Genomic DNA, 12,998 nt, shown 5'->3' with positions numbered 1-12,998 from the left:
TTCTAGACATAACGGGCGATGCCGCCGCCGACGTCGATCGTCGCGCCGGTCACGTAGGAGGCACGCGGCGAAAGCAGCGTGACGATGGGGAAAGCGACCTCTTCGGCGGTGCCGAGCCTGCCGAGCGGGATCCCGCGCTCGGCGGCCAGTTCCGCCGACCAGTCCACAAAGGACAACGCACTGCCGGAAGCCTCGTACCGCCGCCGCCACTGCCCGGTGTCGACCAGGCCGAGGCAGACGGAGTTGACCCGCACGCCGTCCTCGGCCAGTTCGGCCGCCAACGTCGTGGAGAGATTGAGCAACGCCGCCCGCGCCGCCGAGGTGGCCGCCAGCCGGGGTTCGGGCTGCCGGGCGAGGATCGCGTTCACGTTCACCACGGCCGGTGCCGAAGCCGCGCGCAGCCACGGCAGGGCAGCCCGGACGACGTGCAGCACCGAGAAGATCTTGAGCTGCAGCTCTTCCCGCCACTGGGCGTCGGTGGTCTCGGCGAGCCGCGCCATCAGCGACCGGCCCGCGTTGTTCACCACCCCGGCCAGCCCGCCCAGCTCGCGGGCGGCGTCGGCGACGAACGTTTCCACCTGCTGCTCGTCGAGGACGTCGCAGGACGCGGTGTACAGCCGGACTCCGTCGGCGCGGGGCAGGTCGGCGAGGGCTTTCTCCAGCCGGACGCCGTCGCGAGCGCAGGCGGCGACGTGCGCGCCCTCGGCCAGCAGCGCGGCCGCGGTCGCGAGCCCGACGCCGGAGCTGGCCCCGGTGACGAGCACCGCCCGGCCCTTCAATCCCAAGTCCACGGTTTTCCCTTCAGCTGCAGACGAATCCGCCGTCGACCACGAGGGTCTGGCCGGTGATGTACGAGGCCGCGTCGGACAGCAGGAACGCCACCGAACCGACGACATCCTCCGGCTGTTGCGGCCGGGTCAGCGCGCGGTTCAGCGCGTACAAATCGTGCCGCTCCCGCGGGATGCCCGCCGTGGCCTCGACCTCGGTCAGCCCGGGGGCGACCGCGTTGACGGTCACGCCGTCCGGGCCGCCGTCGCGAGCCATCGCGCGGGTCATCGCGATCACCGCACCCTTGGACGCGACGTACTGGACCAGCCGCGGCGAGCCGTACAGCGCGGCGTCCGAGGCGAGGTTCACGATGCGTCCGCCGGTTTGCGCGAGCTGCGGATACAGCGCCCGGGAGACGAGCCAGGGACCGCGCGCGTTGACGGTCATCAACGTGTCCCACGCTTCGACGTCCAGCTCCGCGAAGTGCTTGCCGCCCACGCCGTCGGCCATCGCCGCGTTGTTCACCAGACCGTGCAACGGCCCGAGCTTCGCGACAGCGTCCGCCAACGCCGCCACCGACGCCGGATCCGCAACATCCGTGTCGATCCGGTGTGCCGCAACGCCTTCCGCCCGCAGCCGGGCGACGCCGTCCGCTGCCCGATCCGGAGAGCGCTCGGCAACGACGACACGACCGCCTTGACGGCCGATCTCGCGGGCGATCGCCCAGCCGAGGCCCCGGCCCGCTCCGGTGACCACGTACAACCGGTCCTTCATCGCGCCACCACCGTGTCCACTTCGGACAGAAAGCCCAGTACCTCGGCGGAAAACCGGCGCGGGGACTCCTGATTCGCCGCGTGCCCGCCAGGGATTACTGCCAGCCGCGCCCCCGGGATCGACGCGGCGAGCCGTCGCGCCTCGGCGACCCCGGTCACCTGGTCATGCTCGCCGACGAGCACCAGCGTCGGCGCCGAAATCCGCGAAAGCCGCGGCCCGTGGTCCGTCTCCGCCATCGATTGCGCCGCCGACGTGTACCCAGGCAGCCGGAGGCCCGCCATGATGTCCTCAACCCGTTGTGCCACCGCAGGATCCGCTCCCGGCGCGAGCAGTCTCGGTGCGCGGCGGCGCGCGAACTCCGCCGCCCCGACCCGGTTCAGCTCACTAGGCCGGGCCCGCATCACCGCGGCACGCTCGGAATCGATGCCGGAACCGCGCGTCGAATCGGCCAGCACCAGCGACCGCACGACCTCCGGGTACTCCAGCGCCACCCGCGTCGCGATCACGCCGCCCCACGACACGCCCACGAGATGAGCGGGCGCTGCGTCCAATGTGGTCAGCAGACGGCCGACCAGCGCCGCGTATCCCGCCATGCCCAACGGCTTCTCCGGATCGGCCGAACCGCCGTACCCCGGTGCGTCCCAAGCCAGCACCCGGTGTTTCGGGGCCAGGCCCGCGATCTGTGCGTCGAACGACGCGCTCGAACCGCCAATGCCGTGGAGCAGCAACACCGGACTGCCGTCGCCAGCCGTCCGTACCCGCACACCGTCCACAATGGAAGTCACCGGAACACCGCCCGTGGCGAGGCCAGCGCTTCCAGGGCGGAAAGCACCGCGTAAGGCACGACCTGACTCGACGTCGGCGTCTGCGGCGACGGCCGGTTCCTGATCTCGAACCGGTACTCCCCCGCCGGGCCCGCCGCGGTGATCACGTGTGAGGTCAACGGCGCGGCCGGATCGGCGATCACCGCCGCCTCCACGACGTCCCAATCCCGCACCGCCAGCGCCACGGACGCAGCCACATTCGCCGACTTCGGGAACGCCGCGGTGATCTCCCGCGCGGGCCCGCGTCGCACCTCGATCGGCTCGGTCGCCTGCCGCAACTCCTCCGCCTCCGCGGCCGACATCCACGGCTGGACCAGCGAAGACGCCTTCTTCGTCGTCTCGATGACCACCCGCTCGAACGGTCCGAGCAGCGCCGCTGAACGCAGCAGGTCAAGCCCGCCGATCGCGCCGGTCGACAAATGGACCGCACCCGGCCCGGCCGCGAGCAGCTTCTCCAGCAACCCGTCCGCCGCCAGCGCGCCGACCGAAACCACCAGCAGGTCACACCCCGCCGACAGCACCTGCGGCCCCGCGTCGGCCAGCGCCCGCTGTCCGGCGGCCTCGACCACCAAGTCCGAAGCGGACAGCAGCTCCGGCAACGCGCACATCGGCAGCCCCGCCGGAGACAGCGCCGGATCGACGACCCCGGCCAGCTGCGCGCCCGGCACCAGCCCGTCGCGTACCGCTTCGGCGACGACAGAGCCGATCGACCCCGCGCCCAGCACTCCTACCTTCACGACTGCCACCACGCCGAGTAGCCCGGATCCGGCACGCCACGCATGTGTGCGCGGACGTCCTTCGACGGCGGACCCGCAGTGCCCCACAGGTCGGACAGCTCCGGCGTGCGCCGCCACACCCGGCACAACCACGCGTCCTCCTCGACCTGCGCGACCTCGGAGGTGTATTCGCACACGAGCCCGGCCGGGTCGGCGAAGTAGCCGAAGGTGTTGCTGCCCGGGCCGTGCCGGCCGGGACCCCACAGCGGCGTGACGCCGTTGTGCTTCAGCCGTCCGATGCCGCGCATGAAGTGGTCGATCGAGTTCATCTCGTACGCGATGTGGTTCACCGACGCGAATTCGGCCTGGTTGAACGCGATCACGTGATGGTCGGCGTTGCAGCGCAGGAACGCCATCTGGTGCTCGGACCAGTCGGAGATCCGCATCCCGAGCACGCGGGTGTAGAACTCGCAGGCCGCGTCGATGTCGACCGTGTTGAGCACGACGTGCGCCAGTTTCCGCGGCACCGCCGCGCGGCCGTACGGATCGCCCGGGACGACCGCGTCGACCTCGGCCGACAACTCCACCAGCCGGCCCTCCGGATCGGCGAAGCGCAGGCCGTACCCGCCGCCGACCTGGTCGAGCTTGCCGGGTTCGGTGACCAGCGGGACGCCGTGCGCGGCCAGCCGGGCGGCGGCCGCGTCGACCTCGCGCGGGGTGCCGAGCGCGAACGCGATCTTGCCCAGCGCGTTCTGGTCGGCCTGTTCGAGCTGGAGCACGTGGTGCTCGTCGCCGGAACCGCGCAGCCACACGGCGCCGCGGTCGGCTTCGACCTGCTGCAGCCCCCAGACTTCGCGGTAGAACTCGCCGGAATCGGCGCACTGCGTCGAACGCAGCGTCACCGCGCGCAGGGCGCGGAGCCGCGCGATGGGTTCGGCGGACATGAAGCCTCCTGAAACGTCAGCGGGTGGGGACGGGCACCGGTGCGGGTTCGGCGGCGGGGGCGGCCAGCGCGGCGGCCTGGCGGCGGGCTTCCGAGCGCAGCAACCGGCGCATCCGGACGAGCGCGATGTCGTGCTGGTACAGGTTTTCCCGGTCCCACGCGTCGAGCGGCATCGCCTCGGCCATCTCGCGGTCCTGTTCCAGCACCGCCCAGTGCCGGGCTTCGAGCCGGTTGCGGTAGAGGATCCGCCAGCTGTCGCGCTCCCAGCCGGAAACCTTGCGGCAGCGCCAGAAAAACGCCGCGTGCTGCGTCTCGTTGATCGCGCACAGCGCGGCGACGATGGTGAACGCGCCGCCCGGACCGGCGGTGTCCGGATACGGGATGTCGAGCGTGACCCACTGCGCGCCCGCGTCGGTGAGCTGCACCCAGTCGAAGTTCACGCCGCGCTGGTCGGTTTTCTCGAAGACGAACCCGTCGTCGACCGCGCGGATCTGGAAGACGGCCTCGCGCTTGCCGCCGAACATGGTGTGGCTGTTGCGGTGCAGGAACGCGCCGTGCATCGGGTCGAGCAGGTTGTCGAGGGAGTAGCCGTAGGGCGCGTCCCATTCGACGTAGCAGAGGAAGTTGTCCCATTCGCCGCCCGCGATCGGGTCCGGCAGCTGCAACGGTGTCGGCTCGGCCGCCTCGTCCAGGCCGAACCAGGCGAAGACGGCACCGGCGTGTTCCTGCGCGGGGAACGTCCGCAGCGCGCGGCGGCCCTCCAGCGCACACCCCGGGCTGCCGGGCACCGACACGACGACGCCTTCGCCGTCCACCTGCACGCCGTGGTAGTTGCAGGCGACCCGATCGCCCATGTGCACGCCGAGCGAAAGCCGCGCGCCGCGGTGCGGACAGCGGTCTTCCTGAACGTGCACGACCCCGGCCGAATCGCGCCAGAGCAGCAGCTGCTCCCCGGCCCGCTCGATGCGGGTCAGCTCGCCGCGCTTGACCGTGCCGGACGGGCACAGCGGGTACCAGCGGTCGCGCAGGCCCAGCGCCAGCAGCTCTTCGGCGGTTTTCGTCGCCATCACGCCTCCCCCGCCAGCCGCGCCAGCTCGGCGGCGAACGTCTCTTCGGTCCAGTCGGAGCCGTCCGCCGGGCGCAGACCGCCCGCGTTGAGCGCGGCGACCACGCCGGGCAGGTCGTGCACGCCCCGGCCGTAGACGGCTTCCAGCTCGTCGGCCAGCGCGTTCTCGTAGCTCGTTGGCGGGGCGGTGCGGCTCTGCACCGGCCGCAGCTGCAGCGGCATCGGGCGTTCCCTTCGCTTCGTGGTGGGTCAGGCGGCGGACGGGGCGAGCACGGCGCGCCCGGCGGCGGTGAGCACCGCGGGCACCCGCAGCCCCGGGCCGCCCGGCGCGGCCGGTTCGGGGGCGAGCAGCCCGGCCAGCTGGTGGCCGAGCGTCGGGTCGCAGCAGGCGAGCCCGTCGACGTAGAGATGGGGTTCGCGGCTGCACGTCATCTCCACGTGCCCCGCGGCGGCGGCGCGCAGCACGGCGAGCTGCCGGTGAGTGTGTCCGGCCATGGCCGGCTCCTAGAGGTCAAGAACGAGTTCGGCGGAGCGGCACCGCGACACGCACAGCATCATGGTGCCGGTGCTCGCCTTCTCGTCGTCGTCGAGCACGAAATCGCGGTGGTCCGGTTCGCCGGAGAGCACCTTTGTCTCACACGTCCCGCACACGCCCTCGCGGCACGAGGTCGGCACGGAAACCCCCGCGCGGCCCAGTGCGTCCACAATGGACTCCTCGGCGGTCACCGCGACCCTGGTCCCGGAACCGGCGCACACGACGTCGAATCCGGTGCCCGGCGCGGCGGCCGGGGCTTCGGGGGCCCGGAAACGTTCGACCCGCAAGGTCGCCGTCTCCGGCAGCGCGGCCTCGACCGCGCGGAGCAGCGGTTCGGGACCGCAGCAGTGCACGACCGTGCCCGGCGCGAGCCCGGCCAGCCGGGCGACCAGATCGGGCGGACCGCCGTGCTCGTCGTCGGCGTGCACTTCCAGCCGGTCCCCGGCGAGCCCGGAAAGCTCGGCCAGGAAAGCCATCCCGCCCCGCGACCGTCCACAGTAGAGCATGGACCACGGCGCGGAACCCTCGGCGAGTTTCCGGGCCATCGCGAGGATCGGGGTCACGCCGATGCCGCCGGCGATGAGCAAGTGCTCCGGAGCGTCGTGCAGTTCAAAGGTGTTGCGCGGGCCCTCGACGGGAATGACGCTCCCGGCGGTGAGCCGCTCGTGCACCCAGGCACTGCCGCCGCGCGAGGACTCCTCCCGCAGCACCGCGACCGTCCAGCTGTGCCGGTCGGCCGGGTCGCCGCAGAGGGAGTACTCGCGCACCAGCCCGTTCGGCAGATGGAGCGAAAGGTGCGCCCCCGGTTCCCAGGCGGGCAGCGGCTTCCCGTCCGGATCGCGCAGTTCCACCTGCGTGACCCGGTCGGCCAGCCACGTCGTCCGGTGCACCCGCAGCATCGTCGGCATCGCGGTCGCTGCTCAGCGGGTGACGCCGTGCATCGGCGAGGTGGGCGGGTAGGTCGGCAGCTGCGGCTTCTGCGCGCCGATGATGACGCAGAACAGCGCGTCGGTGTCGCCGGCGTTGCGCAGACTGCGCGGCACCCCGGCGGGCACCCGGATCAGGTCGCGGTAGCCGAGCACGCGGGTGGCGGTCTTGGTGCCGTCCTCGACGTCGTGCACGGTCACCTCCAGCGTGCCCTCGAGGACGAAGAACGCCTCTTCCACGTCGTGGTGGGTGTGCTCCGGGCCGATCGCGCCGACCGGAAGCCGCATGTTGGAGAAGGTGAAGTGCTCCGAGGGCAGCTGGCGCGCGTCGCCCTCGTGGTTGCCGGTCGCGCCGGAGCCGATATAGCGGATCTGCGCGCGGCGGAACTCGTCGCCCTTGGCCGCGGCCTGGAAACCGAGGGTGTCCCAGTCCTCGTAGCGCGTCTCGCGAGCGGCGATGCACGAGTCGATCAGCGCCTCGAGGTCCTCGTGCTTGCGTTCGGTGGTGGTCATCGCTGGCGACTCCTAATGCCTTAGGTCTAAGAGACTTACCGATAAGGGTTGTACCCCGCGGGCTGTGATCCGCACAACCCCTTAGGCCTAAAATTCTTTCCGGCCGGACCGGGCCTTGACGAAATCTTAGCTCTAAGGTTTCCTCGCTGACACCCCGTCATCCGCGCCGAAAGGACGTCGCCATGCAGCCCTTCCCCGTCCCGCCCGACGAAATCCCGGTCGGCGGGCAGTGGCGGCGCGGCGGCGGCCCCGCGTCCGCGTGCGTGGATCCCGCCGACGGCTCGGCGGTCGCCTCGATTCACGCCGCGGACTCCGCCCAGGTCGACGCCGCCGCCCGCGCCGGTGCCGCGGCGGCCGCGGATCCGGCGTGGCGAGACCTGTTGCCGCACCAGCGTGCCCGCCTGCTCAGCCGGGTCGCCGACGCGATCGAGGACCACACCGAGCAACTGGCCCTGCTGCAAACCCGCAACACCGGCAAGGCCCTCGGCGAAACCCGCGCGCTGGTCGCGAGCGCGGCCGGCACTTTCCGGTACTACGCGGCCGCGCTCGAAACCCTCGAAGGCGAACTCCCGCCGAGCCGCGGCGCGCACCTGACGATGAGCGTGCACGAACCGATCGGCGTCGTCGGCGCGATCACGCCGTGGAACTCCCCGATCGCCAGCGACGCCCAGAAAATCGCCCCCGCGCTGGCCGCCGGGAACGCCGTCCTGCTCAAACCGGCCGAAGCCACTCCCCTGGTCTCCCTGGCGCTGGCCCGCCTCGCGCACGGCGCCGGCGTCCCGCCCGCGCTGCTGTCCGTCCTGCCCGGCCCCGGCTCGGTCGTCGGGGACGCGATCGCCCGCCACCCGCTGGTCGGCAAGCTCGCCTTCACCGGCGGCACCGCCACCGGACGCGTGCTGGGCCGCATCGCCGCGGACCGGATCATCCCGGTCACCATGGAACTGGGCGGCAAGTCCCCGACGATCGTCTGCGAGGATGCCGACGTCGAGGAGACTGTCGCCGGAATCCTGTATGGAATCTTCTCGTCGACCGGACAGAGCTGCATCGCCGGTTCCCGGATCTTCCTGCCCCGCAAGCACTATGCCGACTGGGCGGCCCGGCTGACCGCGGCCGCCACCTCGCTCAGGCTGGGCCCCGGCACCGACCCCGCCACCCAGGTCGGCCCGCTGGCGACCTTCGCCCACCGCGACAAGGTGGCCGCGATGGTCGACCGGGCCCGCGAAGAAGGCGCGCAAGTCCTTTGCGGCGGCCGCATCCCGTCCGACGAACGCCTGTCCCGCGGCGCGTACTATCTGCCCACCCTGCTCGACGGCCTGGCCCCGGACGCGAAGACGTGCCAGGAGGAGATCTTCGGCCCAGTCGGCGTCCTGCTCCCCTACGACGACGAGGACGACCTGGTCGCTCAGGCGAACTCGACCGTCTACGGCCTGGCGTGCGGAATCTGGACCTCCGACTACCGCCGCGCACTCCGCCTGGCCCGCCGCGTCGAGGCGGGCACGGTGTGGATCAACACCTACAAGCAGTTCAGCATCTCGACACCGTTCAGCGGCACCAAGGAAAGCGGCCTCGGCACTGACAAGGGCCGCACTGCGATCCGCAGCTACCAGCGGCAAAAGAGCCTGTACCTGAGCCTGGCCGACGAACCGATCCCCTGGGCCCGGGTCAGCACGTCCTGACCTTGCTCACCGGCGCGGCATAGGGCTCGGCGACATAGCCGGTGATACCGGTGGCGTTGTCGGTCAGCGAGAAATACGCATAGCCACCAGCCTTCGAGGCCAGACAATGCACGGTCGCAGGATGATTCCGGTAGGCAACACCCTTGATCGCGCCGGTCGGGCTGGGTGCGGTGCGGATGCGGATTCCGTCCTCGGCGAAGCGCCCGCCGATGTCGGCCGCGCCGTCGGGCTCAGGGCGTGCGGCGGGGATCGACGGCGCGGCTGCCGGAGGTTGCTGTGCGCCACCAGCAGCGAGCGCGACGGCGACCGCCGCGATAACGGCGGCACCGGACACGCCGACGCCGATGAACTGTCGGGGTGCACTGGCGGCTGCGGCACCCCCGCCGTTGCCCGCGGCGGCACCGGCGGCCACACCCGCGGCCGCTGTCGCCGCAGTGGTTTTCGCCGCGCCGACGGTCGCCAGGTAGCCGAGCGCCGCCCCGCCCAGGACGATCGGGGCGATGATCGCGCGCAATCCGGAGTTGACGTCCGCGAGTTCCGCGGCGAGCGCGCGGCAGTTCTCGCATCCGTCCAAGTGGTTCTCGACCTGCGCGCGTTCCCGTTTGGACAGTCCGTCGCGCGTCCAGGCACCGAGCCGTTCGACGGCCTCCCGGCAGCTTCCGGATTGGTTCTCCGACAAATGAACCTGCAGATAAGCCTGCCGGAGCCCTTCGCGAGCACGGTAGGCGAGCGCCGAGACGCCGTTGGGAGTCAACCCGAGCAGCGGCGCGACCTCGGCCGGGCTCTGTCCTTCGATCTCGGTGTGCCACAGCACTGCCTGCCAGCGTTCCGGCAGCCGCGCGAACGCTTTCGCGGCGAGCGTCCGTTCGAGCCCGGCGACCACGGTGTCCGCGAACGGCACGGCCAGCCGCTCCGCGTCCTTGCCGATCGGCTCGGACAGGTCGTCGGCGAGGTGGATGCCGCGATGCTGCCGGGTCACGTCGTACGCGGTGTGCCGCAGCGCGGTCAGCAGGTACGCGCGGAAGGCCGAGTCGGGTCCCCTGCCCGCGCGCAGGGTGTCGAGCACCTTCGCGAACGCCTCGGACACCAGGTCGTCGGCCTCCGCGCTGGACTTGGCGAGCTGACGGGCCAGGTTGTGCGCCGCCGCGCAGTGCCGTTCGTACAGGATGCCGTACGCGCTGGCCTCCCCGCGCGCACGGCGGCGATCAATTCGGGGTCACTCTGGTCGGCGGGCACGCGAGCCTCCTGGGGTCGGGATGCCCGGAGGACCCGCCGCCGCGAGGGTTATGACGGGGATTCGGGGAACTATTTCCGCGAAACCGCGTCACGTTCTCGACCGGCCCCAGTCCAGTGAGCCCATGACAGCTTTTCCGGCCCTGTTCGGGGACTCGTGATGCCCGCCTACGCCTGGGCCATGCTCGCGACGATCGCGCTGCTCAATCTCGGGCGGCTGGCGGTCTTCTGCCTCGCGCTGCGCGCCCGTCGCGAGTGGAATATTCCCACCGAGGACCTCGAACGGCTCATTCTCGCGTGCTACCAGCGGCGGCCGAGAAAATCCCCTTCTCCCGAGGAGGGAAATTGACGCCTGGTCAGCCCTCAGACTCAGCCTGGTCCAGCGACCGTTCCAACCGTCCCAGCAATTTCGCCAGCTGTGCCCGTTCCGTGGCGCTCAGCCCGGCCAGCATGCGGTTTTCGTTGGGAAAATGCTCGTGCACGATCTTGTCCGTAGCCGCGAGCCCGTCCTCGGTGAGGCCGATGAACACGACCCGCCGGTCGTCCTCGTCGCGTTCGCGCCGGACCAGCCCGGCCTGCACGAGCTTGTCGACCCGCTGCGTGATGCCGCCGGTGGTGAGCAGATTCGTGTCGGCGAGGTCCCCGGCCGTGCGCCGGTAGGGCGCGCCGGCCCGCCGGAGCGCGGCGAGGATCCCGAAGTCCGCCACCGTGATCCCGTGCCGGGCGAACACGCGCGCGAGCTGCCGCTGATACCGGTCGAACGAACGATGCAGCCGCCCGAACACCGCCAGCGGCGACGTGTCGACGTCCGGCGTCTCCGCGCGCCACTGCGCGAGCATCTCGTCGACCTCGTCCGGCTCGGTCCGCTTCGGCATCCGGCACCCCCTGGATAGCTTCGCCCTAAGAATAGCACCGCTAAGGTTTCCTGAAAGGACTACGGTGCTGCGCATGGCAGTCAAGCGGATGGACAACGTCCTCATCGTCGTCGAGGATCTCGAAGCGGTCATCGCCTTTTTCGTCGAACTGGGCCTGGAACTGGAGGGCAGCGGCCCGCTCGACTGGCAGGGCGCGGAACGGGTGGTCGGCCTGACCGGCGTCCGGCAGGACGTCGCCATGCTGCGCGTCCCCGACGGCCCCGGCCGGGTCGAGCTGGCGAAATTCCACCAGCCGAAGGCAGCCGCCCCGGAGCCGTGGAACGCCCCGGCGAACACGCTCGGCATCCGCCGGATGATGTTCGCGGTCGACGACCTCGAGGACACCCTCTCCCGCCTGCGCGCCCGCGGAGCCGAACTGGTCGGCGAGGTGGTGCGGTACGAGGACATCTACCTGCTGTGCTACGTGCGCGGGCCGGAGAACATCGTCGTCGGGCTCGCCGAGGAACTGGGCTGAAACGCGCCGAAAGCGGTGCCGGGCGGCACCGCTTCCAGCGATCATTGGCCCAGTGCTTTTCAGACCACGTCGGCGATGAAGGCCTCCGCCACTCAGGCGGAGTAATCCACAGTGGACACGTCACTTGGGCCTGCGCGGCCTCGGCACAGAGTCGTCATCGCCGATTTCCCGTTCGCGCGCAGGGCCTATCCGCCGTCGGCTCGGCTGTCGCGGGCGAAATCGGACCAGGCAGCGGTGTCCTGGCGCAGAGCGGGGCTCGGGCCGTAGAACACGCTCTTCGCTGTCTGGTCGCCGACCAGGTGGTACTGCAGCCAGGCGGTGACCGCGCCGATGAGGCGGTAACGCGTGTCGCCCTGCAGGAAATGCGTGGCCCCGCGCAGCTGTCCGTAGACGGCAGGCACTTGGTCGCACGCGGCGAAGCGCGCGCGGACGTAGGGCGCTGGGACGACGAGGTCCGCCTGCCCGGACACGAAGAACGCCGGGCCGTGCAGCTGGTGCACGGAGCCCTGCGGCCCCGGCATGATCGGGATCGTGGTCGTGACCAGCGGATCGGCACCGGCCGCGATGGCGCCGCCACCGCCCTGGGAGTGGCCCGCGGCGGCGATCGCCCCGGTGTCGACGCGGTCGTGGAAGACGCTGCCCGGACGGGCGTTCTCGGCGGTCAGCCACTTCGCCCCGTCGAGCATCTCCTTGCCGGAGCCGGACTGCCCGGTGTTCGCCGCGGCGACGAGGTAGCCCCAGGTGGCGAGATGGGCGAACAGGAGTTCGTACTGTTCGACGGTGGCCCCGGTGCCGTTGCCCCAGATCAGCACCGGGTGCTTGGCCGTGCTCGACGCGAGGCCGGCGGGATGGTAGAGGGTGTGCGCACCGTCGCCGGCGGCTTTGACCGGCTGGTGCGGCCCGTCCTTCTCGTAGTCGCGGGCGGTGGCGCCGGACGGAGCCGCCGGGAGTGCGACAGCTGCTCGCGGCGCCAGCGCGACGGCGACCGCCGCCGTTGTCGTCGCGAGGAGGGATCTCCGGCTGAACGAACGCATGTCGGCCCCTGGATCAGTTGTAGAAGTGGATGTAGCGGAACGACGATGCGCTGACGTCGTGGACGAGGTAGTGCCCGTCACCGGTCCAGTTGTAGTCCTCGACCGTCACAGTCCCGCCGTGCACGCTGTCGACGATGGCGACATGGCCGTAGGTGCCGTTGTCGGTCTGGGCGATCGAGCCCTCCGTCGGAGTGTTGTCGACGCGGTAACCGTGGTTGCGCGCGTTGTCGTCCCAGTACTTCGCGTCGCCGTAGTTGTTCGCGCTTTCGCCGTGGCGGGCGATGTTGAAAGCCGCCCACGAGACGCACTCGCGGTTGTACATGTTCCAGTCGTCGACGACGGAGTCCTGCGGGACGTTGCGCCATTTCGCGGGATAGATGTCACCGATAGCGCCTGCCGCCGACGAGGCCGGGACGGTCCCGAAGCGAGCGGCCATCGACGTCGGCTGAGCGGTAGTCGCGTTGGCGACACCGGTTCCGCTGACGACGAAGGCCGCCGCGGCGGCGAGGGCGAGAACGGTGCGGGAGGGTCGGCGCATGGGGATGCCCTTCCTGTTCGGGGAGTGAATGCGCCGTGACGGTAAGTCGCTGATCACATCCGA

17 protein-coding genes are annotated in these 12,998 nt (G+C 71.1%); 3 read left to right on the top strand and 14 right to left on the bottom strand.

Translation table 11 applies throughout. The features are described from left to right. Nucleotides 1-2: 2 nt before the first annotated feature. Genes RPX00_RS28055 through RPX00_RS28010 form a run of 10 tightly spaced genes read right to left on the bottom strand, consistent with a single transcriptional unit; the run spans nucleotide 3 to nucleotide 7,065 of the window. A complete protein-coding gene (locus RPX00_RS28055) occupies nucleotides 3-791 on the bottom strand; it encodes an SDR family oxidoreductase (RefSeq protein ID WP_406629815.1) in 789 nt (262 codons plus the stop codon). Nucleotides 792-801: 10 nt separating this feature from the next. Next, nucleotides 802-1,542: an SDR family oxidoreductase gene (locus RPX00_RS28050; protein WP_406629814.1), complete on the bottom strand. Its 741-nt coding sequence runs from the start codon at nucleotides 1,540-1,542 to the stop codon at nucleotides 802-804. Beyond that, nucleotides 1,539-2,327, bottom strand: coding sequence for an alpha/beta fold hydrolase (locus tag RPX00_RS28045; protein WP_406629812.1), 789 nt, complete (start codon nucleotides 2,325-2,327; stop codon nucleotides 1,539-1,541). The genes RPX00_RS28050 and RPX00_RS28045 overlap by 4 nt, the downstream gene beginning before the upstream one ends. After that, nucleotides 2,324-3,103 (bottom strand): aspartate dehydrogenase domain-containing protein, encoded by a 780-nt coding sequence (locus RPX00_RS28040; RefSeq protein WP_406629811.1) that lies wholly within the window; start codon nucleotides 3,101-3,103, stop codon nucleotides 2,324-2,326. The genes RPX00_RS28045 and RPX00_RS28040 overlap by 4 nt, the downstream gene beginning before the upstream one ends. Next, nucleotides 3,100-4,026: a VOC family protein gene (locus RPX00_RS28035; RefSeq protein ID WP_406629809.1), complete on the bottom strand. Its 927-nt coding sequence runs from the start codon at nucleotides 4,024-4,026 to the stop codon at nucleotides 3,100-3,102. The genes RPX00_RS28040 and RPX00_RS28035 overlap by 4 nt, the downstream gene beginning before the upstream one ends. 16 nt (nucleotides 4,027-4,042) lie before the next feature. Continuing rightward, on the bottom strand, nucleotides 4,043-5,092 hold the full coding sequence (locus RPX00_RS28030) for a Rieske 2Fe-2S domain-containing protein (protein ID WP_406629807.1): 1,050 nt from the start codon (nucleotides 5,090-5,092) through the stop codon (nucleotides 4,043-4,045). Then, nucleotides 5,092-5,313: a recombinase-like helix-turn-helix domain-containing protein gene (locus tag RPX00_RS28025; RefSeq protein WP_182896046.1), complete on the bottom strand. Its 222-nt coding sequence runs from the start codon at nucleotides 5,311-5,313 to the stop codon at nucleotides 5,092-5,094. Before RPX00_RS28025 ends, RPX00_RS28030 begins: the two co-directional genes overlap by 1 nt. Nucleotides 5,314-5,340: 27 nt before the next feature. Beyond that, nucleotides 5,341-5,586 carry a hypothetical protein gene (locus RPX00_RS28020; protein ID WP_406629805.1) on the bottom strand — a complete coding sequence of 82 codons (246 nt, stop codon included), beginning with the start codon at nucleotides 5,584-5,586 and terminating at the stop codon, nucleotides 5,341-5,343. 9 nt (nucleotides 5,587-5,595) lie between these two features. Next, the gene (locus RPX00_RS28015; RefSeq protein WP_406629803.1) at nucleotides 5,596-6,534 is read right to left on the bottom strand and encodes a PDR/VanB family oxidoreductase; all 939 of its coding nucleotides are present in this window, start codon (nucleotides 6,532-6,534) and stop codon (nucleotides 5,596-5,598) included. Between the two features lie 12 nt (nucleotides 6,535-6,546). After that, complete coding sequence (locus tag RPX00_RS28010) at nucleotides 6,547-7,065, bottom strand: cupin domain-containing protein (protein WP_406629800.1); 519 nt, start codon at nucleotides 7,063-7,065, stop codon at nucleotides 6,547-6,549. A gap of 182 nt (nucleotides 7,066-7,247) precedes the next feature. Here RPX00_RS28010 and RPX00_RS28005 point away from each other — a divergent pair, with 182 nt between their 5' ends. Continuing rightward, nucleotides 7,248-8,741 carry an aldehyde dehydrogenase family protein gene (locus RPX00_RS28005; protein WP_406629799.1) on the top strand — a complete coding sequence of 498 codons (1,494 nt, stop codon included), beginning with the start codon at nucleotides 7,248-7,250 and terminating at the stop codon, nucleotides 8,739-8,741. On the opposite strand, the gene RPX00_RS28000 is transcribed toward RPX00_RS28005, so the two are convergent. After that, on the bottom strand, nucleotides 8,728-9,873 hold the full coding sequence (locus RPX00_RS28000) for a sigma-70 family RNA polymerase sigma factor (protein ID WP_406643122.1): 1,146 nt from the start codon (nucleotides 9,871-9,873) through the stop codon (nucleotides 8,728-8,730). The two genes, RPX00_RS28005 and RPX00_RS28000, sit on opposite strands and share 14 nt — an antisense overlap. Nucleotides 9,874-10,134: 261 nt before the next feature. On the opposite strand from RPX00_RS28000, the gene RPX00_RS27995 reads away from it, so the two are divergent. Continuing rightward, on the top strand, nucleotides 10,135-10,323 hold the full coding sequence (locus RPX00_RS27995) for a hypothetical protein (RefSeq protein WP_378309003.1): 189 nt from the start codon (nucleotides 10,135-10,137) through the stop codon (nucleotides 10,321-10,323). A 7-nt stretch (nucleotides 10,324-10,330) separates the two neighbouring features. Here the strand turns inward: RPX00_RS27995 and RPX00_RS27990 are convergent, their stop codons facing one another. Then, nucleotides 10,331-10,849 (bottom strand): MarR family winged helix-turn-helix transcriptional regulator, encoded by a 519-nt coding sequence (locus RPX00_RS27990; RefSeq protein ID WP_378309004.1) that lies wholly within the window; start codon nucleotides 10,847-10,849, stop codon nucleotides 10,331-10,333. A 73-nt stretch (nucleotides 10,850-10,922) separates the two neighbouring features. Here RPX00_RS27990 and RPX00_RS27985 point away from each other — a divergent pair, with 73 nt between their 5' ends. Further along, nucleotides 10,923-11,363: a VOC family protein gene (locus RPX00_RS27985; RefSeq protein ID WP_406629797.1), complete on the top strand. Its 441-nt coding sequence runs from the start codon at nucleotides 10,923-10,925 to the stop codon at nucleotides 11,361-11,363. Nucleotides 11,364-11,548: 185 nt separating this feature from the next. Here RPX00_RS27985 and RPX00_RS27980 read toward each other — a convergent pair whose 3' ends face one another. Both RPX00_RS27980 and RPX00_RS27975 read right to left on the bottom strand, forming a co-directional pair. Further along, complete coding sequence (locus tag RPX00_RS27980; RefSeq protein WP_406629795.1) at nucleotides 11,549-12,397, bottom strand: acetylxylan esterase; 849 nt, start codon at nucleotides 12,395-12,397, stop codon at nucleotides 11,549-11,551. Nucleotides 12,398-12,410: 13 nt separating this feature from the next. Next, complete coding sequence (locus tag RPX00_RS27975) at nucleotides 12,411-12,935, bottom strand: CHAP domain-containing protein (RefSeq protein WP_406629793.1); 525 nt, start codon at nucleotides 12,933-12,935, stop codon at nucleotides 12,411-12,413. Nucleotides 12,936-12,998: the final 63 nt, after the last annotated feature.

Source organism: Amycolatopsis sp. WGS_07 (assembly GCF_045278895.1).
In the GTDB taxonomy this organism is placed as follows: domain Bacteria; phylum Actinomycetota; class Actinomycetes; order Mycobacteriales; family Pseudonocardiaceae; genus Amycolatopsis.
This window is presented reverse-complemented; position numbering and strand designations above follow the sequence as displayed.